A 25,986-nucleotide genomic window follows, 5' to 3' on the forward strand; every position below is an offset into this window, starting at 1 on the left:
AGAGCATGAGCGGCCAATTACAAGGAAAGCGCGGTCTCGTTATCGGGGTCGCCAATGAAAAATCTATCGCTTGGGGCATTGCTAAAGCAGCAGCCGATGCTGGTGCCGAGCTGGCCTTCACCTATCAGGCAGAAAATCTGGGCCGCCGCGTGATTCCGCTGGCAGAATCTGTCGGGTCTGATCTGGTGGTGCAAGCAGATGTGACGGATGAGGCATCGCTTGATGCCCTGTTCGCCACGTTGAAGGAAAAATGGGGCACGTTCGATTTTCTGGTCCACGCGGTGGCTTATTCCGATAAGGATGAGTTAACGGGACGTTTCATCAACACAACCCGCGCGAATTTCGCCAATTCGATGGATATTTCCTGTTTCTCGCTGATTGATCTTAGCAAACGCGCTGCCCCGTTGATGCGCGATGGCGGCACAATCCTGACGCTGACGTTTCAGGGCGCAACAAGTGTGATGCCCAACTACAACGTCATGGGCGTGGCCAAAGCCGCCCTTGAAAGCGCTGTGCGGTATCTTGCCAATGATCTTGGCCCCGAGGGAATTCGCGTCAACGCCATTTCCCCGGGTCCGATGCGCACCCTTGCAGGGGCAGCCATCGGCGGTGCGCGCAAAACCTATCGCGCCACCGAGGCAAATGCGCCTTTGCGTTCCAATGCAACACTAGAGGCTGTGGGCGGCACCGCAGTCTATCTGGCGTCAGACGCAGGCGCATTCACCACGGGTGAAATTATTTTTGTTGATGGCGGCTACCACGCAATCGGCATGGCCCAGCCTGAAAACCTATAAATACTCTAAGCCCCTAGCGTTGCCGGGGGCTTAAGATGCTTGTGTCATCAAGGCGAGTTTCGCGCCCCCTGCATCCGTGATCACTGCCACGCGTCCCACATCGGGGATGTCAAACACCGGGCGGTGCAATGTGCCTCCTGCTGCAACGGCTGCGCTGACAGCATCATCTACATCTGCCACCCCGATATAGGTCAACCAATGGGTGGGCACGCCGTCTAGATGGGGCATCATCCCCATGTCCAGAAATCCTGCGATCGGGCGCCCGTTCTGTTTTGCTACCACATAGTCACCTGATCCGTTGGCCAAGGGCATCGTGTCAAAGCTCCATCCCGCCACAGCGGAATAAAACGCCTGTTGGGCGGCCATATCGCGCAGATGTAATTCTGACCAGACAATGGTTCCGTGGTGATTTTTTGCGGCGTCTTGTGCCATGGTGTCCTCCTGTTTGGTGGGGATGTGGGGGCAGTTTATCACAAGCCCTTCAGTTTGCCAAAAACCGTTTCCCCCCAGCGGTTCAAAATGCCAGTGTTGGCAAAAGGAGACTTCTATGCCCATTACCACCGCCGTTTTCGACGCCTATGGCACCCTGTTTGACGTATCCGCCGCCGCCCGCACGGCTGCGGGTGAAGCGGGGCGTGATGCCCTTGCGGCCTGTTGGCAAAAGCTGGCTACGGACTGGCGGCTTAAACAATTGCAGTATTCATGGCTGCGGGCTGTGGCCGATGCTCATGGGGATTTCTGGGATGTAACCCAGAACGGGTTGGACTGGGCGCTGGAAAATAACGGTCTGCAAGGTGACGCAGAATTGCGTGCAAGGCTCTTGCAGCTGTATTGGGAACTGGCCGCCTATCCCGAAGTTCCAACCATGTTAAAACAGCTCAAAGACGCAGGGATCAACACGGCGATCCTGTCAAACGGGTCGCCCAAGATGCTGGACGGGGCCGTGCAATCTGCTGGGATTGGTGATTTGCTGGATGACGTTCTGTCGGTTGAATCCGTGGGCGTGTTCAAGCCTCACAAGTCGGTCTATGATCTGGTGGGAAAGCGGTTTTCGACCGCGCCGGATCAGGTTCTATTTGTGTCGTCAAATGGCTGGGACGCGGGCTGTGCCACAGGCTACGGGTTTTACACCGCTTGGGTCAACCGCGCAGGCGAGCCGATGGATCGCTTGCCTTGGACACCGCAACAAACCCTGTCAGACCTGACATCCATCCCGGAAATCGCAGCGCAAAACTAGGCGTTTCAAACGGCGGCTATCCCGCTTAGAAAGGGCCAAACACTCCCAGTCCAAGAACGGAACACCCATGTCTACGATCCAAATGCTGAAAGCTGCCGAAAAACGTCTTAAAGGCCATGCGCGACGCACGCCGATGCTGACCTCTCCGTTTCTGGATGAAATTGCGGGGCGTAAGGTTCTGGTGAAAGCGGAATGTCTGCAACACACCGGATCGTTCAAATTTCGCGGGGCGTGGTCGGCGATTTCGGCCATGCCCAAAGAGGTGCGCAAAAACGGGGTGATCGCGTTTTCGTCGGGCAACCACGCGCAGGGGGTGGCGCTGGCAGCGCATATGCACAAGACCTCTGCCGTGATTATCATGCCATCTGATGCGCCACAGATCAAAATTGACAACACCAAAGCATTGGGCGCAAAGGTTGTGCTCTATGATCGTGCAACCGAAGACCGCGATGAAGTCGCTGAAAAAGTGAATGCAAACCGTGGTTTGGCGCTGGTTAAACCCTTTGATGACCCCGAAGTTATCGCAGGCCAGGGCACTACAGGCATCGAAATCGTCTTTCAGGCCAAAGACCTGCGCGTCAAAGATGCCGAGGTTCTGGTCCCCACAGGCGGCGGCGGTTTGGCGGCTGGCATCGCACTGGCCCTAAAGGAATATGCCGAACTGCTGCGGGTGCGCACCTGTGAACCGCAAGATTTTGATGACTACGCCCATTCCCTGCGCGCGGGGCGTCCGGTGGTGAATAAACGTCTGTCGGGATCTTTGTGCGATGCGATTATCACGCCGACGCCGGGTCTGTTGACCTTTCCGATCCTCAACCGTCTGGCAGGGCCGGGCATGGTGGTAACCGAGGACGAATGCCTGCATGCAATGGCACTGGCCTTTCACCGCCTGAGAATCGTTCTGGAACCAGGTGGCGCGGCCGGCCTTGCCGCGGCACTGTTCCACGGCGATCAGATTGACGGCGATGCCGTGATTGCAGTGGCCACAGGTGGCAATGTAGACAAAGCTGTGTTTGAAATGGCTTTGGACAAATTCGGAGACATCTAATGCCCTATCCTGACCCGAACAATGATTTCACAATTGCCAGTTTCAACGTGAAAAACTTGATCGGGCCGGATCAGGAATATTACCGTTTTGAAAGCTACACCCCCGAAGAATACGCTTGGAAAGAGGATTGGTTGGCGGATCAACTGCTGACCATGAATGCGGATATTGTCGGGTTTCAGGAAATCTTTGAACGCCCCGCGCTGCAAGATGTGGTAGATGAAACCAACAGGCGGGGCGCGGCGATCAATGCCGATGTGATCCCGAGCAAAGACAAACGCTATCACCGCAAAGCTATCTTCAAAAAGCTGCGCTACGAAGAGTATAGCAACGAAAGCCTGTTTTTCGCCCCCAATCTTTTTGATGGCGAAGCAGGCAACCGCCGCCCTGGGCTGGCCATGTTGTCGCGGTTTGGTTTTGACGACATCCCCCAAGTGGTGCAGGATTTACCGGTGCCTCTGGTTATCGAATTTCCTCATATCGGCGGCGGCGATGCGGGCAGCTTTACCCTGACCCGTCTGTCCCGACCGATCATCAAGGCGCGGATTCCGATTAATGGTAGGGTGGTGACTGTGTTCAATTGCCACCTGAAATCCAAGCTGGGGGAATTTATCCGCCCCGAAGGTGCGCCCTTCGCGCCTGAGGCGAATCTGCTGTCTTATGACCCTGTTGGCCGCGCTATTGGCGAGTTGCGCTCTATGCTGCGCCGCACGGCCGAGGCTGCAGTCCTGCGCGAAATGATTGTGGCGGAACTGCAAGCTGATAATCCGGTGTTCGTGCTGGGCGATTTCAATGACGGCGATCATGCGGTGTCTTCTGCTGTGGTCACGGGTGAACGGCCATTCAAGAATTATTCATGGATGCGCCGCCACGATGCGCAGAACCGCAGCGAACGGTATACGGATGCAGAAAATATTCAAATAACCGAGTCGATTGAAGCAGTGCGTCTGACCAGCGCGGAAAAACTGTTCGTGCGCAAATCCCTGCGTGATATGGTTTATACATCGGCTTTTGGCGGGGTGTTTGAAAGCATTGACCAGATCCTGATGTCCCGCCATTTCAATCCTGACAACGCGGATGCAATTGGAAACATGGAATATTTTTCCGTGTTCAACGATCACCTGACCGATGGCAGTCACGCCGAAGCGCCCTATAACAAGCTGGCCTCTGATCACGGGCAGATCATGGCGCATATGCGTTTGAACGGGTGACATCCGGAAATTCCCGCTCTTTTGAGGGTGTTACGAAACGGGCAACCCCTTGAGGATTGCCCGTTTTTTGTGCGTATTGTAAAAAATTTACCAATTGATAAATAAAAAGACCTGTGCAAGAGTTTAATCCTACCGAGGTTTTAACAGGGACTAGGCATGGGAAACTCTCCGAATACGGATGGCATTGTGGCAGGCCGCGTCAGCGCGGATGCTTTGGCCGACAACTTCAGCGATTTACATCCGCCGCTGGATGATCACGAGGCATTGGTGGCCGCAGACAGATGCTATTTCTGCTATGATGCGCCGTGTCAGACGGCCTGTCCCACATCCATCGACATTCCGTTATTTATCCGCCAGATCGCAACCGGCACGGCGGAATCCGCGGCGCAAACGATCTTTGACCAGAATATTCTGGGCGGCATGTGCGCAAGGGTCTGCCCGACTGAAACACTGTGCGAAGAAGTCTGCGTGCGCGAAGTAGCCGAGGGCAAGCCTGTCCTGATCGGCCAGTTGCAACGCTACGCCACTGATAAATTGATGGCCCAGGGCAAACATCCCTTCACCCGTGCTGCATCCACCGGAAAATCCGTAGCAGTTGTGGGGGCAGGGCCAGCAGGCTTGGCCGCAGCACACCGTCTGGCGATGTTGGGCAATGAGGTTGAAATCTATGATGCGCGTCCCAAAGGTGGCGGTCTGAACGAATACGGCATTGCCGCCTATAAATCCGTAGACGGATTTGCGCAGGCCGAGGTGGACTGGCTGCTGGAAATCGGCGGCATCGACGTGAAATACGATCAAAAGCTGGGTGAAAACCTGACGCTGGAATATCTGCAAGGCCGTCACGATGCGGTTTTCCTTGGGGTTGGTCTGGGTGGCGTAAATGCGCTGCGTGCAGATGGCGAAGACAAAGACGGCGTGCGCGATGCGGTAGATTTCATAGCAGAATTGCGCCAGTCCGATGATCTGACCGCACTGCCTGTTGGGCGCCGTGTGGTGGTGATCGGCGGCGGCATGACCGCAATCGACGCGGCTGTGCAATCCAAAATGCTGGGGGCACAGGATGTGACTGTCGCTTATCGGCGGGATAAATCAGCCATGGGGGCGTCTGAGTTTGAACAAGTTCTGGCCACCAGCCACGGGGTGCGGATTGAATTTAACGCCCAGCCCGTCAAGGTTCTGGGCAACGGCAAGGTGACAGGCGTCGAATTCGCCCGCACCACCAGCGCAGGCGGTGAATTGACACCCACGGGAGAGACCTTTCAGATCGCGGCGGATCAGGTGTTTAAAGCCATCGGCCAGACGCTGACACTAGAGGCTGGCTTAACGGTTGAACGGGGTAAAATTCTGGTCACCGATGCGGGCCGCACATCAGTTGCGGGCATCTGGGCGGGTGGCGATTGTGCCAGCGGCGGCGATGACCTGACCGTCACGGCCGTGGCCGAAGGCCGTGATGCGGCGATGGATATTCATGCAAATCTTACGGGTAAGGGAGCGTAATTATGGCTGATCTCAGAAGCAATTTCATTGGCATTAAATCCCCGAACCCCTTCTGGCTGGCCTCGGCCCCGCCAACAGACAAGGAATACAACGTACGCCGCGCCTTTGAAGCAGGCTGGGGCGGCGTGGTCTGGAAAACTTTGGGCGAAGAAGGCCCGCCTGTGGTCAACGTAAACGGTCCTCGGTACGGGGCGATTTTCGGGGCGGACCGGCGCTTGCTGGGCCTGAACAACATCGAGTTGATCACCGACCGCCCGTTGCAACAAAACCTGCGCGAAATCAAATCGGTTAAGAAAGACTATCCGGATCGCGCGCTGATCGTGTCCCTGATGGTGCCCTGCGAAGAAGACGCATGGAAAGCAATCCTGCCTGTGGTCGAAGAAACCGGTGCGGACGGGATCGAGCTGAACTTCGGGTGTCCCCACGGCATGGCCGAACGGGGTATGGGCGCGGCGGTCGGGCAGGTTCCTGAATACATCGAAATGGTCACACGCTGGTGCAAACAATACACGCGGATGCCCGTTATTGTGAAGCTGACGCCAAATATCACTGATGTGCGTTATCCAGCCCAAGCCGCCAAACGGGGCGGGGCGGATGCGGTTAGCCTGATTAACACGATCAATTCAATCACCAGCGTCAATCTGGACAACTTTTCACCCGAGCCGTCCATTGATGGCAAAGGATCCCACGGCGGCTATTGCGGCCCTGCGGTAAAGCCGATTGCCATGAATATGGTTGCGGAAATAGCGCGCAGCCCTGAAACGGCGGGTTTGCCCATGTCGGGTATTGGCGGCATCACCACTTGGCGTGATGCGGCAGAGTTTATGTCGCTGGGCTGTGGCAATGTGCAGGTTTGCACAGCAGCGATGACCTACGGGTTCAAGGTGGTGCAGGAAATGATTTCGGGTCTGGGCCAGTGGATGGATGAAAAAGGCCACGCAAGCATTGATGATGTTGTGGGGCGGGCTGTTCCAAATGTCACCGACTGGCAGAATCTGAACCTGAACCACATCACCAAAGCGCGGATCAGTCAGGATGATTGCATCAAATGCGGGCGCTGTTTTGCGGCGTGCGAAGATACCTCCCATCAGGCGATCTCTATGTCTGCGGATCGTGTGTTTGAAGTGCAAGACGACGAATGCGTGGCCTGCAATCTGTGTGTGAATGTGTGCCCTGTTGAAGGCTGCATCACCATGGAAACCCTGCAGCCGGGCATGATGGACGAACGCACGGGCAAAGTGGTTGAGGCGGATTTTGCGGATTGGACCACCCATCCCAACAACCCGAGCGCGGTTGCTGCCGAATAAGGACCGAGTATTTTTGGAACATTGAAGGCAGGGCGTTTAGGCGTCCTGCTTTCTACGTTTCCGGTGGGTTCCAGCGAAGATTACTGGGGTGTTTAAGGGCGGTGCGCAGTGTGATTGCGATGAATACAAGGCTGATAGCCAGCCAGAGTGCGCCCCAAAGTAGGGTTGCGCCGCCGAATTCTTCGGCCAGCATACGGGCGTCTGATCTTTGCGCGGCCCCGCGAATTGTGTCTGAAAAGATGTCATAGGGGACGTAGATCATGCTGGTGGCGCCAATGATGCGCAGGCAGAAATCGCTGGCGGCGGGGCGCAGGGCATAGGCTATGGCAATCAGGATGGCGGCGGTGCCAAGGCCGAACATCAGAGCGAAGGGGCTGCGGATATACAGTACCGTGATCGCGGCTATCCCTATGCCCAATGCGCCGAGAATCCATTGATCCCAAGTGCTGCGCAGCGCCAGGGCGAACATCATCGCCCCCATGAGGAGCGAGCCGAGGTAACCAGCGGACAAGGTTAGAAAACGGTTTCCGCCAAGGCTGGTGACATGGCCGGATTCATTTGCGCTGACCGAAAAATCCAAGACGGTTCCCCCCGTCAACAAGGTCATCACCGCATGAGACATCTCGTGTAGAAAGACGATCAGGATGCGCAGGGGCTGGATGATCTGCGTGGGCCAGAGCGCAAAAATCACAACGATCAGTGCGATCATCTGCCAATGGTTTTGCAAGTGTCGCTGGGCAGCCTTAGCGGGTGAGTTTTGCATGTGTATCCCCTGAGTTGCGATCGGTTTAGGGCGAGCGGGTGGAAAGGAACAAATACAGCGGGTTTTCAGAGACGGAATTTGGGCTGCAACGCGTTTGACAGGGGTACTACAAGTCTAAGGAATGACAAAATGATACGGAAGACAACAGCGCTGATTGCGACTTTGGGGTATTTATCCGCCGCGGGCTATGCCGTCGCGCAGCAACAAAGTGGTCGTATGCCAGAGCCGCCCTTTGCTGCGATTGGTGCAGAGTTGAATCTGGGTGCGCAAGCGGTGAAAAACTGTTTCCCCGAGCCGTCAAAGGCCGGCGGAGCAAACGGAGCGCGACCTGCACGTCCCGATATGTCAGCGGTCAGCGCCTGTTTGGTTAAGGCAGAGCCGTCTTTAACACAGGCGCAGGTGCGTGTGGCCTTGGATAATAATCGCCCCGAAACTTCGAAAAGGTAAGCGAATTCACACAGGCTGCACAGGCCGCGCGGTGGGGTTTGCCCTGCCGTGCGGGCATTTCAGGCTCATTTTTTTAGCACGGCGCGGAACATTTTGTTCAGGTGATCGGCTGCTATTTCAAACCGCTGTTCGGATTTAACCCCCAGAACAGATTGCACCTGAACGTCGAAATCCGCGTAATGCTGGGTTGTGGACCAGATCGAGAAAATCAGGTGATGGGGATCGACAGGGGCGATTTTTTCCTTGTCGATCCAATGCTGGATCAGCGTGGCTTTTTCGTCGGTAAGCGTCTTGAGAGATCCGGTCAGCTGCTCATGGATGCGCGGCGCGCCTTGCAGGATTTCATTGGCAAACAGTCGGCTTTCGCGGGGAAAATCACGGGCCATTTCCAGCTTGCGCATGACGTAATCGCAAATTTCACGGGTGGGATCATCGCTGTCGGTAAGCTGGTTCAACGGTTCCAGCCATTTGTGCAGCAGCCTGTCCAGAAGCACCCCGTGGATCGCCTCTTTTCCGTCGAAATAATACAGGATGTTGGGTTTGGACAGGCCAGCCTCGGCAGCGATCTGGTCGATGGTAGAACCGCGAAAACCGTAGGTGGAAAACACCTCTAGGGCGGCATCCAGGATTTGTTCGGTCTTTTCCCGTTGAATACGGGTCTTGCCCTTGGTGGATGCTGCGCGTGCCATGGTCTTTTGCCTTGTCTTGAAAAAATACGCCGCTTAGATCGCGACGCCAATGCCTTTGAGGATAATCTGTTTGACCGAGGCTTTCGCCGCGTCCCACTGATCGTCTGACAGGGGGGCGCTGTTGTTCAAGGTCTGGATTTGATGCCCGAAATCCGCGTAATGCTGGGTGGTAGACCAGATCATATACAGCAGATGGCGCGGGTTGATCGGGTCCATCAATCCTGCTTCGATCCAGGCGTTAATTGCGGTCACGCGGGAATTTGTCCATTCCACCAATGTGGTTTCCAGATAGTCCTGAATGATTGGCGCACCGTGCATGACCTCGGACGCCCAGACCTTGGAACCGGCCGGATGGGTGCGGCTGATTTCCATTTTTGCGTCGATATAAGCCCCGATTCCATCGGCAGGCCCTGCGGCTTCTTCAAAGCTGTCGGCGGCCTGAAGCCAGACGTCAAAAATGTTCGAAACCACCTGCCGGTACAGGGATTCTTTGGTTGAGAAATAATAGTGCACATTGGCCTTTGGCAGCCCCGCCGCATCAGCAATCAATTGCATGGTTGCGCCGCCAAACCCCAGATCTGCAAAGACTTTTTCTGCTGCCTTTAAAATAATCACTTCGTTTTCACGGCGCTTATTTTGTTTGCGAATAGGGGCGGCGTTAGATTTCATACAAGGCGCTTTCAGAAATTTCTTGACCGAATGGTCAACGTGCATCCATAGTCCTGACCATATGGTCAGAAATCGGCCAGCGCAAGATGCATGACAGGGAGAAGACTCATGGCGGCACCAGCAAGCAACCTTCGGATCAACGCTGATCGGCTGTGGGACAGCCTGATGGAGATGGCCAAAATCGGCCCTGGCGTTGCGGGTGGCAACAATCGACAAACCCTGACAGACGAAGACGGCGAAGGCCGCGCCTTGTTTCAGAAATGGTGCGAGGCAGCGGGCTGCACCATGGGGCTGGATACAATGGGCAACATGTTCGCGCGACTTGAGGGCACAGACCCCGACGCGCTGCCGGTTTATGTGGGATCGCACCTTGATACGCAGCCGACTGGCGGGAAATATGACGGGGTTCTCGGGGTGCTGGGCGGCTTGGAAATCCTGCGCTCGATCAACGATCTGGGCGTGAAAACCAAACACCCGATTGTGGTCACCAACTGGACCAATGAAGAGGGCACACGCTTTGCCCCTGCCATGCTGGCCTCGGGCGTTTTTGCGGGAATGCACACGCAAGACTGGGCCTATGACCGCGAGGATGCCGAGGGTTTGAAATTCGGCGATGAACTGGCGCGGATCGGCTGGAAGGGGGACGAGCCTGTGGGCGAACGCAAGATGCACGCCTTCTTTGAACTGCACATCGAACAAGGTCCGATTCTGGAAGCTGAGGGCATTGAAGTGGGCGTTGTTACCCACGGGCAGGGCCTGTCTTGGACCCAAGTGACCGTAACGGGGAATGATGCGCACACGGGGTCTACCCCGATGCCCATGCGAAAAAATGCCGGCCTTGGTATGGCGCGGATGCTAGAGCTGGTCGAAGAAATTGCATGGAGCCACGCCCCTGACGCGGTTGGCGCGGCGGGGCATATTGATGTGTTCCCGAACTCGCGCAATGTGATCCCGGGCAAGGTGGTGTTCACGGTTGATTTCCGCTCGCCCCAGCTTGACGTGATCGAAGATATGGAAGCGCGGTTTAAGGCGGGTGCGCAAAAGATCGCGGATGATATGGGGCTGGGTGTTGCCTTTGAAAAGGTTGGCGGCTTTGACCCCGTGGAATTTGACGAAGGCTGTGTCAGTGCTGTGCGCAACGCGGCTGAACGGCTGGGTTATTCCCACCGGAATCTGGTGTCTGGCGCAGGGCATGATGCCTGTTGGATCAACCGCATGGCCCCGACTGCTATGGTAATGTGCCCTTGTGTGGACGGGCTGTCGCACAACGAGGCCGAGGAGATTTCCAAGGACTGGGCGGCTGCGGGGGCGGATGTTCTGATGCACGCGGTGTTGGAGACAGCGGAGGTTGTCGGTTAAAACAACATCAGGCTCACAACTTTAAGGTGCGGGAGCCGAAGCTGGAAAGATTGATGAAACGAAGAAAGAAATCCGCAATAGCAGAAAATAACGGGGTAAAATCCGTTGTGATGCTGCAGGTGGTTTTGACCAAAGGTCGGAGCGCTGCGGAGAAACAGGGAGAAAAAACATGACAACTAAAGTCATCAAAGGCGGCACCGTTTGTACCGCAGATCGCGCTTGGAAAGCGGATGTTTTGATCGAGGGAGAAACGATCAAACAAATCGGCGAGGATCTGAAGGGCGATGAATACATCGACGCAGAAGGCGCCTATGTGATCCCCGGCGGGATCGACCCGCACACCCATTTGGAAATGCCTTTCATGGGCACCACGGCGGCGGAAACCTTTGAATCCGGCACTTGGGCCGCCGCTGCGGGGGGCACCACCATGCTGGTGGATTTCTGTCTGCCGGGCGAAGACGGGTCCATCGTGAACGGCATCAAGGAATGGCACCGCAAGTCTGCGCCGCAGATTTGTTCGGACATCGGCTATCACATGGCGGTGACAGGCTGGAACGAACAAATTTTTGCGGAAATGAAAACCGCAGTTGAAATGGGCGTGAACTCGTTCAAACACTTCATGGCCTATAAAGGCGCGCTGATGATTGAGGATGACGAAATGTTCGCCTCGTTCCAGCGCTGCAAGGAACTGGGCGCGCTGCCTATGGTCCACGCCGAAAACGGCGATTTGGTGGCGATCCTGCAGGAAAAATACATGAAGGAAGGCATCACCGGCCCCGAAGGCCACGCCTATTCCCGCCCACCCGAGTTGGAAGGCGAAGCCGCCAACCGCGCGATCACTATTGCGGATGCGGCGGGCGTGCCTTTGTACATCGTGCATGTGTCCTGTGAGCAAGCCCATGAGGCGATCCGCCGTGCGCGCCAAAAGGGTATGCGCGTCTATGGCGAACCGCTGATTCAGTTCCTGACGCTGGACGAGAGCGAATATTTTAACAAGGACTGGGACCACGCCGCCCGTCGCGTCATGTCCCCGCCTTTCCGTCACAAAGACCATCAAGCCAGCCTTTGGGCAGGTCTGCAATCAGGTTCCTTGCAGGTGGTCGCCACCGATCACGCAGCCTTTAGCACCGAACAGAAACGGGCAGGGCGCGATGATTTCCGGATCATCCCGAACGGATCAAACGGCCTAGAGGAACGTCTGGCGGTTCTGTGGACCGAAGGTGTGGAAACAGGTCGCCTGACCCCGCAGGAATTTGTTGCGGCCACATCTACGAATGTTGCGAAAATCCTGAACATCTATCCCAAGAAGGGTGCAATTGTCGAAGGCGCGGATGCGGATATAGTGGTTTGGGATCCAAAAATCTCCAAAACCATCAGCCCTAGCAACCACCATTCCGTGTTGGATTACAACGTGTTTGAGGGCTTTGAAGTCACCGCCAACGCCCGCTTTACACTGTCTCGGGGAGATGTGATCTGGGCTTGGGGCAAAAACTCGCAGCCCCAACCTGGCCGAGGCCGCTTTGTGCCGCGCCCCGCCTTCCCGTCCGCCCATACCGCGTTGAGCAAATGGAAAGAGTTGAACTCTCCGCGCAAAATCGAGCGGGATCCTATGAACATTCCGGCGGGGATATAAGATGAAGGCCAGCAAGTGAGCGAGACTACCGTAATCAAAGCACAAAACCTGTCGCTGACGTTTGAAACAAATGACGGGCCAGTCCATGCGCTGAAAGACATTAACCTTGATATCAACAAGGGCGAGTTCGTGTCCTTTATCGGCCCGTCAGGCTGTGGCAAAACCACGTTTCTACGCTGTATGGCCGATCTGGAACAACCCACGGGCGGGTCGATCACCGTTAACGGAGTCAGCCCGCGCGAAGCACGAAAATCCCGCGCCTATGGCTATGTGTTTCAGGCCGCGGGTCTCTATCCGTGGCGCACCATTGGCGGCAATATCCGTCTGCCGCTGGAAATTATGGGCTATTCCAAAGAAGATCAGGCCGAACGTGTGAATCGTGTGCTTGAACTGGTGGAACTTGAAGGGTTCGACCGGAAATTCCCATGGCAATTGTCAGGCGGCATGCAGCAACGGGCCTCGATCGCCCGCGCGCTGGCCTTTGATGCGGATATTCTGCTGATGGACGAACCCTTTGGCGCGCTTGACGAAATTGTCCGCGACCATCTGAACGAACAACTGCTTGCGCTTTGGGCGCGTACAGAAAAAACCATCGGCTTTGTGACCCATTCGATCCCCGAGGCCGTGTATCTTTCCACCAAAATAGTCGTTATGTCCCCACGCCCGGGGCGCATTGCGGATGTGATTGAAAGCACGCTGCCCAAGGAACGCCCGCTTGATATCCGCGACTCGCCTGAATTCATCGAAATCGCGCACCGTGTGCGGGACGGTCTGCGTGAAGGCCATGCTGATGGGTAAAATGCAGCCGGTTCAAAAGAGAAGGAGCGCCCGACCTCGCTTTGCGCGCGCTCCTCAGATTAGATCACTTTTGCCCTATAGGGAGGGTAAAGTGGCTTCAACGTTCACGGCCATCGGCTCTCCAGCCTGTTCCGCAAGATCAGGATGCGACTCAAATAGTTTCAATGTTCTTAAAGTACTCAAAGAAACCGTCGCACTCGGCGCTGGGTTTTCAAATAATATGCCTCCGGCGGGAGTATTTCGGGGAACATTGAAGCTGGGGGAGTGTGCCTGTGCGTAATTTTTTACCGATAGGCACTGTGGTGCTGGTGCTTTTTGCGTTTTGGTATGGCGGCGCGGTTCTACTGAATAAGAATTGGGCTTATGATAAGGCTGAGCGAGCCAATATAGAACTGTCTTTTGGCGACATGGTGAAAGACACGATGACGCAAGACAAACCGCGTTTGCCCCCGCCCCATCAAGTGGCAGCGGAGCTGTGGAAAACCACCGGCGCGATGGTTCAGGCGGGTAAGGCGTTTGGCAAACGGTCGTTGATTTATCACGGCTGGATCACCCTGAGTTCAACTGTTCTGGGGTTTGTTTTTGGAACCGGCTTGGGAATTTTACTGGCGGTTGGTATTGTCCATAATCGGGCGATGGACAAGTCGGTGATGCCGTGGATTATTGCCAGTCAAACCATCCCGATTCTTGCGATTGCGCCGATGATTGTGGTGGTTCTGGCCAGCGCGCAGGTGGATGATCTGATCGCGAAAGGGGTGATTTCCATGTATCTGTCATTCTTCCCCGTGGTGGTTGGCATGGTCAAAGGGTTGCGTTCCCCTGATCACATGCAGATGGACCAGATGCGCACGTGGAATGCCTCGCGCAGTCAGACCTTCTGGAGACTGCGGTTGCCTGCATCAGCCCCTTATTTGTTTGCATCCCTAAAGGTCGGTATTGCGGCCAGTTTGATCGGGGCTGTGGTGGCTGAATTGTCTTTGTCACAGGATGGTGGCCTTGGGGCGCGTATGCTGGTTGGCAGTTATTATGGTCAGACGGTTCAGATCTGGAGCGCCCTTATCGCGGCGGCTACATTGGCGGCTTTGATGGTGGCGGTGATTGGCATGATCCAGACGCTAACGTTGAAACGGATGGGGATGGCGCAATGATCTGGATTCTGTCTGTTTTGGTGTTCTGGGCCGTGGCGTGGTGGGTAAATATCCGGCTGACCGCACAAAAGCCCTCTCGGTTTATCGGGTTTGCAGTTCCGGCCCTGTTCGGCATTACGTTGTTGCTGCTGTGGGAGGGACTTGTGCGCGGGCTGGGCATTAGCCCTGTGCTGTTGCCGCCACCCTCGGCGATTGGGGTGACGTTTGTGCAGAGCCTGCCAATCCTTTGGGCGGATTTCTTTCAGACCTTTGTGAAGGGCGCTTTGTCTGGCTATATCATCGGCTGTAGCGCTGCGGTTCTGGTGGCGATTGCTGTGGATCGCAGCCCGTTTTTGCAGCGTGGCTTGTTGCCTGTGGGGAACTTTGTGGCGGCCTTGCCGATCATTGGTCTGGCGCCGATTATGGTGATGTGGTTCGGGTTTGACTGGCATTCCAAAGCCGCCGTGGTTGTCGCGATGGTGTTCTTTCCCGTGCTGGTGAACACTGTGCAGGGGTTGCAGGCAAGTGACACGATGCAGCGGGATTTGATGCGCACCTATGCCGCCAGCTATCCCCAAGCCCTGATGAAATTACGCCTGCCCGCCGCCATGCCGTTTATTTTTAACGGGTTGAAGATTGCGACGACGCTGGCGCTGATCGGCGCTATTGTGGCAGAGTTCTTTGGCTCGCCCATCAAGGGAATGGGGTTCCGGATTTCCACCGAGGTGGGGCGTCTGGCACTGGATATGGTCTGGGCCGAAATAACCGTGGCAGCGATTGCGGGGTCGGCCTTTTACGGGCTGGTTGCGCTGCTGGAAAAAGGGGTCACCTTCTGGCACCCTTCGCAACGAGGCTGAGCACAATAATTATCGAATCAACAAGGAGAGAGACTATGAAAAAAATTATAACAACAGCACTGGCAGGGGCGATGGCATTCAGCGCAACCCTTGCGCAGGCCAAAGACGATGTAACGTTGCAGCTGAAATGGGTCACACAGGCGCAGTTTGCGGGCTATTATGTGGCGCAGGACAAAGGGTTTTACGATGAAGAAGACCTGAACGTCACCATCAAACCGGGCGGCCCTGACATTGCCCCTGCACAGGTGATTGCTGGCGGTGGTGCGGATGTGGTTCTGGACTGGATGCCATCTGCTTTGGCCTCCCGTGAAAAGGGTCTGGATCTGGTGAATATCGCCCAACCGTTCAAATCCTCGGGCATGATGCTGACCTGTCGCAAAGACGCGGGCATTGCGACATCCGATGATTTTCCGGGCAAAACACTAGGCGTTTGGTTCTTTGGAAACGAATATCCGTTCCTAAGCTGGATGAGCAAACTTGGCCTGAAAACCGATGGTTCTGACGGCGGTGTGACCGTTCTGAAACAAGGGTTCAACGTAGACCCGCTGCTGCAAAAACAGGCGGCTTGTGTGTCGACGATGACCTACAACGAATACTGGCAGGTTATTGATGCGGGTCTGACATCGGACGATCTGGTTGTTTTCAAATACGAAGATCTGGGTGTGGCTACATTGGAAGACGGCATGTATGTGCTGGGCGACAACCTGAAAGACGAAGCATTCAAAGCCAAGATGGTGAAATTTGTGCGCGCGTCCATGAAGGGTTGGAAATACGCAGAAGAGCATCCTGACGAAGCTGCGATGATCGTTCTGGACAATGATTCCACTGGTGCGCAAACCGAAGAACACCAAAAACGGATGATGGCCGAGGTTGCAAAACTGACTGCCGGGTCCAATGGCGCGTTGGATGTTGCGGATTACCAACGGACTGTGGACAGCCTGCTGACCGCTGGCTCTGATCCTGTGATCACCAAAACCCCTGAAGGGGCATACACTTTGGATATTTCGGACGCCGCGCTGAACTAAGCCGCGTTTGTTGAAATCAACCGCGCCGTGGGGAAACCTGCGGCGCGGTTTTTTGTGTTTGGCGTCTTGCGCGGCGATCAACCGGCTGCCGAAATCCAAGTAAGATGATCGCGCATGTAAACACGCAACCACGGCGTAAACGCCTCGGGGGTTGCTTGTACTTCCGCTGCAAGCACTTTGAGATCGACCCAGCGTACGGCCTGTACTTCGTCCGGATTCAGCGCATGGCTGAGAGGCTCGGCAACGCGGGCGGTGAAAATATCGACCACTTCGTGTTCCACCATACCACCACCCACATCTGCGCGGTATTCTACGGTTTGCCCGAAGGTCAGATCGCAGCCAGTGATACCCAGTTCTTCGTCCAGACGCCGCGCGGCGCAAGTCAGGCTTGGTTCATCAAAAAAGGGATGGGTACAGACCGTATTCGCCCAGAGGTTTGGCGTATGATATTTATGCGCCGCCCTTTGCTGGATTAGGGTTTTACCCCCTGACAACAGGAACACCGAAATGGCGGGATGTTTCAGGCCGCGCAGGTGAACGTCCAGTTTATCAACGGGGGTTAACTGACCGTCAATCCAGGCGGGGATAAGCTGTGTCATAAGAGGGCCTGTGTTGGCTGGGCCTTAGGTGGCTGTGGCGCGGATGATTAAAGCAGGGATAAACGTGCAGTGCATCTGCGCTATCGGGGCCGATTTTGCAAGGGGGCTGCAGGGGGCGTTCGTGTCTGCTGTGTCACTTTGCGCCACAGGTGCGGCGATGTGGCGGGATCGCTTCTTTTGCTATATCCTATAGACAGTGCCTGCCTCTTTTTGTCCTGCGAATGGTCCTGACCCGATGAATGCGCCTGTTCTGGCTAATGTAAAATGCAGCGAATGCCCGATCCGCCACCGCGCGGTGTGTTCCCGTTGTGATACGGACGAACTGGCTGTGCTTGAGCAGATTAAAATCTACCGCAATTTTAAAGCGGGCGATCAGGTGTTCTGGCGCGGAGAGCCGATGGACTATGTGGCCTCTATTGTCAGCGGAGTGGCGACCCTTGGCAAAACTCTGGAAGACGGACGAACCCAGATGGTGGGGCTGTTGTTGCCATCGGATTTTATCGGCAGGCCGGGGCGTAGTAAGGTTGAATTTGATGTAACCGCCGTAACCGATGTGACCCTGTGCTGCTTTGAACGGCAACCGTTTGAGCGGCTGCTGGTTGCCACCCCGCGCATTGCGCAGCGGTTGGTGGAAATCGCACTGGATGAACTGGATGCGGCGCGGGACTGGATGCTGTTGCTGGGGCGCAAAACCGCCCGTGAAAAGATCGCGACCTTTATTGATATGCTGGTACAGCGCAACAGTGTGGATCATGGGATCACCCCGGCGCTGGCGCTCGCCCTGCCGCTGACCCGTGAAGAGATTGCCAATTATCTGGGGCTGACACTGGAAACCGTCAGCCGTCATTTGTCTGCGCTGAAATCCGAAGGCGTTCTGAATTTCAGCGACCGGCGCAATTTTGTGGTGACGGACCTAGAGGCCTTGCGGGCGATTTCGGGCGATGAATCCGACGATTGTCTTTAATTTCCCCCTAAAATTCGCTGTGTCCCGCCAAACTTGACCCAGATCAAAGAAGCCATCCCCCATCCCGCCTAACCCTCTCCTTGCGAACAGGAGTGTCTGCTTTGGCAGGGCTCGTATTTTTCGAGGTGTCAGATGGACTATATCAAGGCTTTTTTATTGGCTATGGTCGCGCTTGTCGCGGCTATGGGGGCGAACTGGGCGCAGGATGCGGCCTATCAATTGCATGCGCTGCTGATCATGATGATCGCTATTTGCATGTTCTTGTGGGTGACACTGCATTCGGGTGAGCCGCAAAAACAGGCGGTGGATACAAGCGGTTATCAAGACGGCGTGATTCGTGCGGGTGTAATTGCCACCGCATTCTGGGGAATTGTCGGGTTTCTGGTGGGCACGTTTATCGCCTTTCAACTGGCGTTTCCATCGTTGAATTTTGACTGGGCACAACCCTTTGCAAATTTTGGTCGCCTGCGCCCACTGCACACTTCTGCGGTGATTTTTGCTTTTGGCGGTAATGGTTTGATTGCCACGTCGTTTTATGTGGTGCAGCGCACCAGCGCGGCGCGGCTGTGGGGCGGGAACCTGTCGTGGTTTGTGTTCTGGGGCTATCAGCTGTTCATCGTTCTGGCGGCCACGGGCTATCTGTTGGGGTCTACCCAATCCAAAGAATACGCTGAACCCGAATGGTATGTGGATATCTGGCTGACCGTTGTGTGGCTGGCCTATCTGGCGGTGTTTCTGGGCACGATTTTCAAGCGACGTGAACGGCATATCTATGTGGCCAACTGGTTCTATCTGGCCTTCATCGTCACGGTCGCCATGCTGCATGTGGTCAATAACCTGTCCATACCTGTGTCGATCTGGGGCAGCAAATCCGTACAGGTTTTTGCAGGCGTCCAAGACGCCATGACCCAGTGGTGGTACGGCCATAACGCGGTAGGGTTCTTCCTGACGGCGGGGTTCCTTGGGATGATGTACTACTTCGTACCAAAACAGGCAGGCCGTCCGGTTTATAGCTATAAACTGTCGATCATTCACTTCTGGGCGCTGATCTTTTTGTACATCTGGGCGGGTCCGCACCACTTGCATTACACAGCATTGCCCGATTGGGCCTCGACCCTTGGGATGGTGTTTTCGATCATCCTGTGGATGCCCAGTTGGGGTGGTATGATCAACGGTTTGATGACCCTGCAAGGCGCGTGGGACAAGCTGCGCACCGATCCGATCCTGCGGATGTTTGTGCTGTCTCTTGGCTTTTACGGCATGTCCACCTTTGAAGGCCCGATGATGTCGATCCGCGCGGTCAACAGCCTGAGCCACTATACCGACTGGACCATTGGCCATGTGCATTCCGGTGCGCTGGGCTGGAACGGCATGATCACCTTTGCCTGTCTCTACTTCCTAACGCCCCGTCTGTGGGGACGCGCCAAGATGTATTCCAACAGCGCGATCAACTGGCATTTCTGGTTGGCCACCATCGGCATCGTTCTTTACGCGGCGTCCATGTGGGTGACAGGCATTATGGAGGGCCTGATGTGGCGCGAGGTGGATGATCAGGGTTTCTTGGTGAATTCCTTCGCTGACACGGTTGCCGCCAAATACCCGATGTATGTGGTGCGCGGCTTGGGCGGGGTGATGTATCTGTCCGGTGCTTTGATCATGGTGTGGAATATGTGGATGACCATTCGCGGCAAAAAATCCGAGAATGCATCTGACGAAGCCACTTCCTCCAACGCAATTCCAGCAGAATAAGGGGCGCAGATCATGGCATTCCTAGATAAACACGCAATCCTTGAAAAAAGCCCGACCTTGTTGCTGGTCTTTTCCTTACTGGTGGTTTCCGTCGGCGGTATCGTCGAAATCGCCCCGCTGTTCTGGTTGGAAAATACCATCGAAAAGGTCAAAGGTGTGCGCCCTTATACGCCGTTGGAACTGACCGGACGGGACGTCTATGTGCGCGAGGGCTGTTACCTGTGCCACAGCCAGATGATCCGCCCCATGCGCGATGAGGTCGAACGCTACGGCCATTATTCACTGGCCGCCGAAAGCATGTACGACCACCCGTTTCAATGGGGGTCCAAACGCACAGGGCCGGATGTGGCCCGTGTGGGGGGGCGTTATTCCGACAGTTGGCATGTGGATCATCTAAGCGACCCGCAATCGGTTGTGCCTGAATCAATCATGCCGAAATATGCCTTTCTGGCAGAAACGCGGATTGAACCCTCACAGATCAAGGCGTTGTTGAAAACCCACCGCATGGTCGGCGTGCCCTACACCGACGAAATGTTGGAAAACGCCGTGGCGGATTACTACGTGCAGGCCGATCCCGAGGGCGATTACGAGGACATGTTAGAACGTTACCCCGGTGCGGCCGTGTCCAATTTTGACGGGCAAAAAGAGCTGACAGAAATGGACGCGCTGATTGCCTATTTGCAAGTTCTGGGGACCATGGTTGATTTTTCAACCTTCACCCCAGACGCCAGTCGATAGGGGGTAAAGATGGATACCTATTCAATCCTGCGCGAATTGGCCGACAGTTGGTTTTTGCTGGCCATGTTCTGCTTCTTTCTTGGCGCAATCGTCTGGGCCTTTCGTCCGGGCAGCCGCAGTTTGCACGATGACGCCAGCCAAATCCCGTTGCGCGACACAGCGCCAAAGGCCTCTTGTTCAGGCACTTGCTCTGGCTGCATGAAAGGACAAAACGATGTCTGATCAGACTGATAAAAATGTGGATGACGTCACAGGTGTTGAAACCACTGGCCACAGTTGGGACGGCATTCAGGAACTGAACAACCCGATGCCCCGCTGGTGGCTGTGGACCCTGTACGCGACCATCGTTTGGGCCATCGGCTATACCATCTTTTATCCCGCATGGCCGATGATCAGCGGCGCCACTACGGGGACGATGGGCTGGTCCACGCGGGCCAATGTGGCCGAGGCGATCAAGACCCATGACGCAAAAAATGCGACTTTGGTGGATACGCTGCTGGCAGCTGAAATGAACCAACTGGGGGATGATCCCGACTTGCTGCGCTATGCGGTGGCACGGGGCGGCGCAGTGTTCAAAGCGCAGTGTTCCCAATGCCATGGGTCTGGGGCCGCCGGGGCCAAGGCCTATCCCAACCTGCTGGATGATGACTGGCTTTGGGGCGGCAGTATGGATGAAATCGGTTATTCCGTGCGCCACGGTATTCGCAATGATACCGACGACGACGCCCGCTATTCCCAGATGCCCGCTTTTGGCGAATTTATGGAAAAAACTGAAATCGCCGCTGTGGTGGAATATGTCTATTCCCTGTCCAATGCGGATGCAGAGCCTGCCAAGGCACAGGTTGGGCAACAGTTGTTTGCCGATCAATGTGCTTCCTGTCACGGCGCGGCAGGTTTGGGGGATCGGGATCAGGGCGCGCCCAATCTGGCGGATGCCATCTGGCTTTATGGCGGTGATCGCGAGACTTTGACACAAACCGTCACCAACGCCCGTTTCGGCATCATGCCCGCATGGGGGCAACGCCTGTCCGAAGCTGACGTGCGTGCGGTATCTGCCTATGTCCACGGGTTGGGCGGGGGCGAGTAAAGCGAACACAGGGCTGTATCCCACCACAACCCTGTACCCCGAGACGGCCCTGTTCGCAAAACATGCTGTCTCGGGGGTCTTTTTGATCCACATCAAGGCAGGCTGTTTGTCCTGCGGGTAATGTGGGCTTGCGAACAGGACCAAACAGATGACCCAAACCAACACTCCCCCTTTATATGCGGCGCAAGAGCCCGTGTTCCCCCGCAAGGTTTCAGGCAAGTTCCGCCGATTGAAATGGTGGATCATGTTGGTGACGCTGGGCATTTATTACCTGACCCCGTGGATTCGTTGGGATCGCGGGCCACAATTGCCCGATCAGGCAGTGCTGCTGGATATGGCGGGGCGGCGGTTCTACTTTTTTTGGATCGAAATCTGGCCCCATGAATTCTACTTCGTAGCGGGTTTGCTGGTGATGGCCGGGCTGGGGTTGTTTTTGTTCACTTCGGCGCTGGGGCGGGTGTGGTGCGGCTATACCTGTCCGCAAACCGTCTGGACCGATCTGTTTATTCTGGTGGAACGCTGGGTTGAGGGCGACCGCAATGCGCGGGTCCGTCTGTGGAAGGCCAAGTGGGATTTCCACAAATGGCGGCTGCGGCTGACCAAATGGGTGATCTGGCTGATGATTGCTATGGCGACAGGCGGGGCTTGGGTGTTTTACTTCACCGATGCCCCTGCGCTGGCGAGGGATTTGCTGACTTTCAGCGCTCACCCGATCGCCTATGGCACCATTGCGGTGTTGACGGCGACGACCTTTATTTTTGGCGGGTTTCTGCGTGAACAGGTTTGCATTTATATGTGCCCGTGGCCCCGTATTCAGGCCGCGATGATGGACCCTGATACCATCACCGTTGCCTATCGTGACTGGCGCGGCGAACCCCGTGGTAAACACCGCAAAGCCGCCACAGTCGAACCCCTTGGCGATTGCATCGACTGTATGGCCTGCGTGAATGTCTGCCCTATGGGCATCGACATCCGCAATGGCCAGCAGATGGAATGTATCACCTGCGCGCTGTGTATTGATGCCTGTGATGACGTGATGGACAAGATCGGCAAGCCGCGCGGACTGATCGATTATCTGGCCTTATCGGATGAACCTGCGGAACGGGCAGGCGCACAACCGACCCCGATCTGGAAACATGTTTTACGCCCCAGAACCCTGTTTTACACGGCGTTGTGGTCTTTCGTGGGGATCGGCCTGATCTATGCGCTGTTCCTGCGCACCGACATCGAACTAACCATATCTGCGGTGCGCAATCCGACTTTTGTCACCCTGTCTGATGGCAGCATCCGCAACATTTATGACGTGCGGCTGCGCAACAAAAACGGGACGGATCGCTTGTTCCACCTGTCTTTGACCAGCGACAGCATCCTGCGCATCCAGCTAGAGGGCAACAGCCAGGATCGCGACGTGTCTGTGCCTGCCAACAGCACCTATTTGCAACGGGTCTATATCACGGCCCGCCCCCAAGATCTGGCCGCGCATCAAGACCACACCGATTTGCGCCTTTGGGTCGAAGACACCACCTCGGGTGAGCGGGCGTCCAAAGAGACCACATTCACGGGAAAGGGTAAGTGATGGTAAGGCAGATCACAGGATGGCATGTTTTTGGCGGTTTTGCCGCTGCATTTTCAATCATCATCGGCGTCAATCTGGTCTTGGCCTATAACGCTGTGCACAGTTTTCCGGGGCTTGAGGTCAAGAATTCCTACGTGGCCAGCCAGAGTTTTGATAAAGATCGCGACGCCCAAGTGGCGCTGGGCTGGTCGGTCAGCGCTTCAGTCAAAGGTGACAGCCTGCGCCTGTTGATCGACAAAGACGGGGCGGCTGTGGTGCCTGTGATTGAGCAAGCGACATTCGGGCGGGCCACCAGTGTGGCGCAAGACCAAGAACTGGCGTTCCTCCACACAGGCGATGCATTTGTGGCCCCCGTTCACGCAGGCACTGGCAATTGGAACCTGCGTCTAAAGGCGCGCGCGGCGAATGGCACTGTGTTCCAGCAGCGCATCGTGGTGCGGGTGTTGCCATGACCACCGCCCTTGGCGCATCCTTGTGCCCGGGGTGTGGCCCCGCCCGACAGATCGCCGCCTCGGTTGCCGAAAAGATCGCAGCTACTGCCAGATTTTCAGTTCCATCCATCCATTGCGCCGCCTGCATCGCCAGGATTGAACGGGGTTTGCAGGCCTGTGATGGCATCCAAAAGGCCCGCGTGAACCTGTCGTTGAAACGGGTCAACGTAGAGGCAGAGCCTTGGGTGGATGACGCCCAAATCGTCGCATTTTTGGCGGATCTCGGCTTTCCGGCCTATCCTTTGGACGCCGAGGTTTTGGGTGCGGATACAGACCCAATTGGCCGCAACCTGTTGATGCGTTTGGCGGTGGCAGGGTTTGCCATGATGAATGTGATGCTGCTGTCCGTGGCTGTCTGGTCCGGTGCCACAGACAGCACGCGCGACCTGTTTCACTTGATCTCGGCCACCATCGCCGTGCCTGTGGTCGGGTTTTCCGCCCAGCCGTTTTTCGCCAGCGCATGGCAGGCGCTGCGGCATCAACGGTTGAACATGGATGTGCCGATTTCGCTGGCGATCTTGCTGGCGGTTGGGATGTCTTTGTTTGAAACCCTGCAAGGTGGAGCGCATGCCTATTTCGATGCCGCGTTATCACTGACGTTTTTCCTGCTGATCGGCAAGTTTCTGGATCATAAGACCCGTGGTGCGGCCCGTTCCGCTGCCAAAGAGCTTTCTGCCCTAGAGGTCCATTCCGCCACCGTAATCCGCGGGGGGCAGGCTATGGTAAAACCTGTGTCAACGCTGTCTGTGGGGGATGAAGTTCTGGTGCCAAGCGGGGCGCGGGTGCCTGTGGACGGGCAGTTACTGTCGCAGTCCGGTCAAATGGACCGGTCTTTTCTGACAGGGGAAACAGCGCAAATCGACCTGCAATCAGGGGCGGTGGTTCAGGCGGGTGAAGTGAACCTCGGCGCGCCCATCACCCTGCGGGCTACGGCGGTTGGGCAGGATACCACCCTGCGGCGGGTGGCCGCGATGGTGGAACTGGCCGAAACGGGGCGCAACACCTATACATCGCTTGCGGCCCGCGCGGCGCAAATTTATGCCCCCGCCGTTCACCTGCTGGCGCTGCTGGCCTTTCTGGGGTGGTATTTTGCGACAAATGACCTGCGCCTGTCGCTGAATATTGCGGTGGCTGTGCTGATCATAACCTGCCCCTGCGCGCTGGGGCTAGCTGTTCCAGCGGTCTCCACAGGCGCAATTGGCAAGCTGTTCAGTGCGGGATTTCTGGTGCGCCACGCCACAGCACTGGAACGCCTGTCCGAGGTGAATTTCGCCGTCTTTGACAAAACCGGCACCCTGACCCATCCTGGTTTTGATGCCGCCGCAACGGATTTATCCGCGACAGAGCTGTCGGTGCTTTTGGGGTTGGCGCAAGCGTCGGATCATCCTGTTTCAAAAGCTATTTGCACCAGTTTGGCCGACAGTCAGACTGCGGCCCCGTTGACGGATATTCAAGAAGTAGCTGGCTGCGGTGTGTCTGCGCATTTTGGGCCGCAGGCTGTCCGATTAGGGCGTGCTGACTGGCTGGAGGCTGGCTTTACAGGCACTGGTTTGCAGATCGGCGATGCCCCGCCCCGCCAAATCGTGATGACAGAAACCCTGCGCAACGGGGCGGCAGCGGCAGTTAAAGCCCTGCAAAACGCAGAGATTCCAGTGCAGATCGTAACGGGCGATGGTCAAGTTGCAGCAGATCGCATTGCACGGCTTTTAGGCGTGACGGACGTAAAGGCCGCCGTTTCAGCCACAGGAAAGCTGGCCCATCTGGATCAGCTGAAAGCCGCTGGCCACCGCGTTTTGATGATCGGGGACGGGTTAAATGATACGGCGGCACTGGCGGGGGCGCATGGGTCGATGGCGCCGTCTTCAGCGTTGGATGCGTCGCGCAATGCGGCGGACATCGTGATCTTGCGGCAGGATTTATCCGACATTCCGCTGGCCCTTGCGGTGGCCAAGGCCGCAGTCCATCTGTCCAAACAGAATTTCGCAATTGCGGCCGGTTATAACCTGATCGCCATTCCCGTTGCACTGGCAGGTTTTGCTACACCTTTGTTGGCCGCCCTTGCCATGTCTGCGTCGTCCTTAACAGTGCTGCTAAATGCCATGCGGATCAGGTGGGTCAAATGAACGTTCTGGTGATTTTGATCCCTGCGTCCCTGATCCTTGGCGGTGTGGGACTGGTCGGGTTTCTCTGGACGGTGCGCAGTTCCCAATACGACGACCCCGAGGGCAGTGCTGCGCGGATTTTGATGGAGGAAGACCCAAAACCCGACCTGCCAGACTAGCCCAACATCGCTCATACCGCTGTTTCCTTTCAGACTTCCACCA

General features: G+C 56.1%; 27 protein-coding genes. 22 read left to right on the forward strand and 5 right to left on the reverse strand.

From position 1 onward, the window contains the following. Window positions 1-5 precede the first annotated feature (5 nt). Window positions 6-794, forward strand: coding sequence for an enoyl-ACP reductase (locus GGE09_RS03820; protein ID WP_309744027.1), 789 nt, complete (start codon window positions 6-8; stop codon window positions 792-794). 30 nt (window positions 795-824) lie between these two features. On the opposite strand, the gene GGE09_RS03825 is transcribed toward GGE09_RS03820, so the two are convergent. Then, window positions 825-1,226: a VOC family protein gene (locus GGE09_RS03825; RefSeq protein WP_309744029.1), complete on the reverse strand. Its 402-nt coding sequence runs from the start codon at window positions 1,224-1,226 to the stop codon at window positions 825-827. Between the two features lie 115 nt (window positions 1,227-1,341). On the opposite strand from GGE09_RS03825, the gene GGE09_RS03830 reads away from it, so the two are divergent. The 5 genes from GGE09_RS03830 to preA all read left to right on the forward strand — a co-directional run bounded on the left by GGE09_RS03830 (window position 1,342) and on the right by preA (window position 7,091). Next, complete coding sequence (locus GGE09_RS03830) at window positions 1,342-2,031, forward strand: haloacid dehalogenase type II (RefSeq protein WP_309744031.1); 690 nt, start codon at window positions 1,342-1,344, stop codon at window positions 2,029-2,031. 67 nt (window positions 2,032-2,098) lie between these two features. Beyond that, window positions 2,099-3,079 carry a threonine/serine dehydratase gene (locus GGE09_RS03835; RefSeq protein ID WP_309744033.1) on the forward strand — a complete coding sequence of 327 codons (981 nt, stop codon included), beginning with the start codon at window positions 2,099-2,101 and terminating at the stop codon, window positions 3,077-3,079. Then, entirely contained in the window at window positions 3,079-4,287 is a 1,209-nt protein-coding gene (locus GGE09_RS03840; protein WP_309744035.1) for an endonuclease/exonuclease/phosphatase family protein, read from the forward strand. Before GGE09_RS03835 ends, GGE09_RS03840 begins: the two co-directional genes overlap by 1 nt. 156 nt (window positions 4,288-4,443) lie before the next feature. Then, a complete protein-coding gene (locus GGE09_RS03845) occupies window positions 4,444-5,784 on the forward strand; it encodes an NAD(P)-dependent oxidoreductase (RefSeq protein ID WP_309744037.1) in 1,341 nt (446 codons plus the stop codon). 2 nt (window positions 5,785-5,786) lie between these two features. Next, window positions 5,787-7,091, forward strand: a complete 1,305-nt coding sequence (preA, locus tag GGE09_RS03850; protein WP_309744039.1) for an NAD-dependent dihydropyrimidine dehydrogenase subunit PreA — start codon at window positions 5,787-5,789, stop codon at window positions 7,089-7,091. 52 nt (window positions 7,092-7,143) lie between these two features. Here the strand turns inward: preA and GGE09_RS03855 are convergent, their stop codons facing one another. Continuing rightward, entirely contained in the window at window positions 7,144-7,854 is a 711-nt protein-coding gene (locus tag GGE09_RS03855; protein WP_309744041.1) for a M50 family metallopeptidase, read from the reverse strand. Window positions 7,855-7,983: 129 nt separating this feature from the next. On the opposite strand from GGE09_RS03855, the gene GGE09_RS03860 reads away from it, so the two are divergent. Further along, window positions 7,984-8,301 (forward strand): hypothetical protein, encoded by a 318-nt coding sequence (locus GGE09_RS03860; protein WP_309744043.1) that lies wholly within the window; start codon window positions 7,984-7,986, stop codon window positions 8,299-8,301. A 65-nt stretch (window positions 8,302-8,366) separates the two neighbouring features. Here the strand turns inward: GGE09_RS03860 and GGE09_RS03865 are convergent, their stop codons facing one another. Then, window positions 8,367-8,990 carry a TetR family transcriptional regulator C-terminal domain-containing protein gene (locus GGE09_RS03865; RefSeq protein WP_309744045.1) on the reverse strand — a complete coding sequence of 208 codons (624 nt, stop codon included), beginning with the start codon at window positions 8,988-8,990 and terminating at the stop codon, window positions 8,367-8,369. Window positions 8,991-9,023: 33 nt separating this feature from the next. Continuing rightward, on the reverse strand, window positions 9,024-9,659 hold the full coding sequence (locus tag GGE09_RS03870; RefSeq protein WP_309744047.1) for a TetR/AcrR family transcriptional regulator: 636 nt from the start codon (window positions 9,657-9,659) through the stop codon (window positions 9,024-9,026). 108 nt (window positions 9,660-9,767) lie between these two features. Between GGE09_RS03870 and GGE09_RS03875 the strand changes: the two genes are divergently transcribed. The 6 genes from GGE09_RS03875 (at window position 9,768) to GGE09_RS03900 (ending at window position 16,458) form a co-directional block, all read left to right on the forward strand. Further along, window positions 9,768-11,018: a Zn-dependent hydrolase gene (locus GGE09_RS03875; RefSeq protein WP_309744049.1), complete on the forward strand. Its 1,251-nt coding sequence runs from the start codon at window positions 9,768-9,770 to the stop codon at window positions 11,016-11,018. Window positions 11,019-11,187: 169 nt separating this feature from the next. Beyond that, window positions 11,188-12,651 (forward strand): dihydropyrimidinase, encoded by a 1,464-nt coding sequence (gene hydA, locus GGE09_RS03880; RefSeq protein WP_309744051.1) that lies wholly within the window; start codon window positions 11,188-11,190, stop codon window positions 12,649-12,651. 15 nt (window positions 12,652-12,666) lie between these two features. Beyond that, the gene (locus tag GGE09_RS03885) at window positions 12,667-13,449 is read left to right on the forward strand and encodes an ABC transporter ATP-binding protein (protein ID WP_309744052.1); all 783 of its coding nucleotides are present in this window, start codon (window positions 12,667-12,669) and stop codon (window positions 13,447-13,449) included. A 272-nt stretch (window positions 13,450-13,721) separates the two neighbouring features. Continuing rightward, window positions 13,722-14,597, forward strand: coding sequence for an ABC transporter permease (locus tag GGE09_RS03890; RefSeq protein WP_309744054.1), 876 nt, complete (start codon window positions 13,722-13,724; stop codon window positions 14,595-14,597). After that, on the forward strand, window positions 14,594-15,433 hold the full coding sequence (locus GGE09_RS03895; protein WP_309744056.1) for an ABC transporter permease: 840 nt from the start codon (window positions 14,594-14,596) through the stop codon (window positions 15,431-15,433). The genes GGE09_RS03890 and GGE09_RS03895 overlap by 4 nt, the downstream gene beginning before the upstream one ends. A 35-nt stretch (window positions 15,434-15,468) precedes the next feature. Beyond that, window positions 15,469-16,458 carry an ABC transporter substrate-binding protein gene (locus tag GGE09_RS03900; protein ID WP_309744058.1) on the forward strand — a complete coding sequence of 330 codons (990 nt, stop codon included), beginning with the start codon at window positions 15,469-15,471 and terminating at the stop codon, window positions 16,456-16,458. Window positions 16,459-16,535: 77 nt separating this feature from the next. Here GGE09_RS03900 and idi read toward each other — a convergent pair whose 3' ends face one another. Then, the gene (idi, locus tag GGE09_RS03905; RefSeq protein ID WP_309744059.1) at window positions 16,536-17,057 is read right to left on the reverse strand and encodes an isopentenyl-diphosphate delta-isomerase; all 522 of its coding nucleotides are present in this window, start codon (window positions 17,055-17,057) and stop codon (window positions 16,536-16,538) included. A 235-nt stretch (window positions 17,058-17,292) separates the two neighbouring features. Here idi and fnrL point away from each other — a divergent pair, with 235 nt between their 5' ends. The 9 genes from fnrL (at window position 17,293) to ccoS (ending at window position 25,943) form a co-directional block, all read left to right on the forward strand. Then, entirely contained in the window at window positions 17,293-18,021 is a 729-nt protein-coding gene (gene fnrL / locus GGE09_RS03910; protein WP_309744061.1) for a transcriptional regulator FnrL, read from the forward strand. Window positions 18,022-18,153: 132 nt separating this feature from the next. Further along, window positions 18,154-19,770: a cytochrome-c oxidase, cbb3-type subunit I gene (gene ccoN, locus GGE09_RS03915; protein ID WP_309744063.1), complete on the forward strand. Its 1,617-nt coding sequence runs from the start codon at window positions 18,154-18,156 to the stop codon at window positions 19,768-19,770. 12 nt (window positions 19,771-19,782) lie between these two features. Beyond that, window positions 19,783-20,508 (forward strand): cytochrome-c oxidase, cbb3-type subunit II, encoded by a 726-nt coding sequence (ccoO, locus tag GGE09_RS03920; RefSeq protein ID WP_309744064.1) that lies wholly within the window; start codon window positions 19,783-19,785, stop codon window positions 20,506-20,508. A gap of 9 nt (window positions 20,509-20,517) precedes the next feature. Next, window positions 20,518-20,730, forward strand: a complete 213-nt coding sequence (locus GGE09_RS03925) for a cbb3-type cytochrome c oxidase subunit 3 (RefSeq protein WP_309744066.1) — start codon at window positions 20,518-20,520, stop codon at window positions 20,728-20,730. Continuing rightward, a complete protein-coding gene (ccoP, locus tag GGE09_RS03930) occupies window positions 20,723-21,595 on the forward strand; it encodes a cytochrome-c oxidase, cbb3-type subunit III (protein WP_309744068.1) in 873 nt (290 codons plus the stop codon). Before GGE09_RS03925 ends, ccoP begins: the two co-directional genes overlap by 8 nt. 148 nt (window positions 21,596-21,743) lie before the next feature. Beyond that, on the forward strand, window positions 21,744-23,171 hold the full coding sequence (ccoG, locus tag GGE09_RS03935) for a cytochrome c oxidase accessory protein CcoG (protein ID WP_309744070.1): 1,428 nt from the start codon (window positions 21,744-21,746) through the stop codon (window positions 23,169-23,171). After that, window positions 23,171-23,623, forward strand: a complete 453-nt coding sequence (locus GGE09_RS03940) for a FixH family protein (protein ID WP_309744072.1) — start codon at window positions 23,171-23,173, stop codon at window positions 23,621-23,623. Before ccoG ends, GGE09_RS03940 begins: the two co-directional genes overlap by 1 nt. Continuing rightward, a complete protein-coding gene (locus tag GGE09_RS03945; RefSeq protein ID WP_309744073.1) occupies window positions 23,620-25,785 on the forward strand; it encodes a heavy metal translocating P-type ATPase in 2,166 nt (721 codons plus the stop codon). The genes GGE09_RS03940 and GGE09_RS03945 overlap by 4 nt, the downstream gene beginning before the upstream one ends. Then, window positions 25,782-25,943 (forward strand): cbb3-type cytochrome oxidase assembly protein CcoS, encoded by a 162-nt coding sequence (ccoS, locus tag GGE09_RS03950; protein ID WP_309744075.1) that lies wholly within the window; start codon window positions 25,782-25,784, stop codon window positions 25,941-25,943. Before GGE09_RS03945 ends, ccoS begins: the two co-directional genes overlap by 4 nt. The last annotated feature ends 43 nt before the right edge of the window (window positions 25,944-25,986 follow it).

Origin of the sequence: Roseobacter sp. N2S (assembly GCF_031454055.1) — a bacterium.
GTDB lineage: Bacteria > Pseudomonadota > Alphaproteobacteria > Rhodobacterales > Rhodobacteraceae > Amylibacter.

Coding starts and splice junctions, on each gene's coding strand:
- GGE09_RS03820 (WP_309744027.1), top strand. CDS start 6: ATGAGCGGCCAATTACAAGGAAAGCGCGGTCTCGTTATCGGGGTCGCC.
- GGE09_RS03825 (WP_309744029.1), bottom strand. CDS start 1,226: ATGGCACAAGACGCCGCAAAAAATCACCACGGAACCATTGTCTGGTCA.
- GGE09_RS03830 (WP_309744031.1), top strand. CDS start 1,342: ATGCCCATTACCACCGCCGTTTTCGACGCCTATGGCACCCTGTTTGAC.
- GGE09_RS03835 (WP_309744033.1), top strand. CDS start 2,099: ATGTCTACGATCCAAATGCTGAAAGCTGCCGAAAAACGTCTTAAAGGC.
- GGE09_RS03840 (WP_309744035.1), top strand. CDS start 3,079: ATGCCCTATCCTGACCCGAACAATGATTTCACAATTGCCAGTTTCAAC.
- GGE09_RS03845 (WP_309744037.1), top strand. CDS start 4,444: ATGGGAAACTCTCCGAATACGGATGGCATTGTGGCAGGCCGCGTCAGC.
- preA (WP_309744039.1), top strand. CDS start 5,787: ATGGCTGATCTCAGAAGCAATTTCATTGGCATTAAATCCCCGAACCCC.
- GGE09_RS03855 (WP_309744041.1), bottom strand. CDS start 7,854: ATGCAAAACTCACCCGCTAAGGCTGCCCAGCGACACTTGCAAAACCAT.
- GGE09_RS03860 (WP_309744043.1), top strand. CDS start 7,984: ATGATACGGAAGACAACAGCGCTGATTGCGACTTTGGGGTATTTATCC.
- GGE09_RS03865 (WP_309744045.1), bottom strand. CDS start 8,990: ATGGCACGCGCAGCATCCACCAAGGGCAAGACCCGTATTCAACGGGAA.
- GGE09_RS03870 (WP_309744047.1), bottom strand. CDS start 9,659: ATGAAATCTAACGCCGCCCCTATTCGCAAACAAAATAAGCGCCGTGAA.
- GGE09_RS03875 (WP_309744049.1), top strand. CDS start 9,768: ATGGCGGCACCAGCAAGCAACCTTCGGATCAACGCTGATCGGCTGTGG.
- hydA (WP_309744051.1), top strand. CDS start 11,188: ATGACAACTAAAGTCATCAAAGGCGGCACCGTTTGTACCGCAGATCGC.
- GGE09_RS03895 (WP_309744056.1), top strand. CDS start 14,594: ATGATCTGGATTCTGTCTGTTTTGGTGTTCTGGGCCGTGGCGTGGTGG.
- GGE09_RS03900 (WP_309744058.1), top strand. CDS start 15,469: ATGAAAAAAATTATAACAACAGCACTGGCAGGGGCGATGGCATTCAGC.
- idi (WP_309744059.1), bottom strand. CDS start 17,057: ATGACACAGCTTATCCCCGCCTGGATTGACGGTCAGTTAACCCCCGTT.
- fnrL (WP_309744061.1), top strand. CDS start 17,293: ATGAATGCGCCTGTTCTGGCTAATGTAAAATGCAGCGAATGCCCGATC.
- ccoN (WP_309744063.1), top strand. CDS start 18,154: ATGGACTATATCAAGGCTTTTTTATTGGCTATGGTCGCGCTTGTCGCG.
- ccoO (WP_309744064.1), top strand. CDS start 19,783: ATGGCATTCCTAGATAAACACGCAATCCTTGAAAAAAGCCCGACCTTG.
- GGE09_RS03925 (WP_309744066.1), top strand. CDS start 20,518: ATGGATACCTATTCAATCCTGCGCGAATTGGCCGACAGTTGGTTTTTG.
- ccoP (WP_309744068.1), top strand. CDS start 20,723: ATGTCTGATCAGACTGATAAAAATGTGGATGACGTCACAGGTGTTGAA.
- ccoG (WP_309744070.1), top strand. CDS start 21,744: ATGACCCAAACCAACACTCCCCCTTTATATGCGGCGCAAGAGCCCGTG.
- GGE09_RS03940 (WP_309744072.1), top strand. CDS start 23,171: ATGGTAAGGCAGATCACAGGATGGCATGTTTTTGGCGGTTTTGCCGCT.
- GGE09_RS03945 (WP_309744073.1), top strand. CDS start 23,620: ATGACCACCGCCCTTGGCGCATCCTTGTGCCCGGGGTGTGGCCCCGCC.
- ccoS (WP_309744075.1), top strand. CDS start 25,782: ATGAACGTTCTGGTGATTTTGATCCCTGCGTCCCTGATCCTTGGCGGT.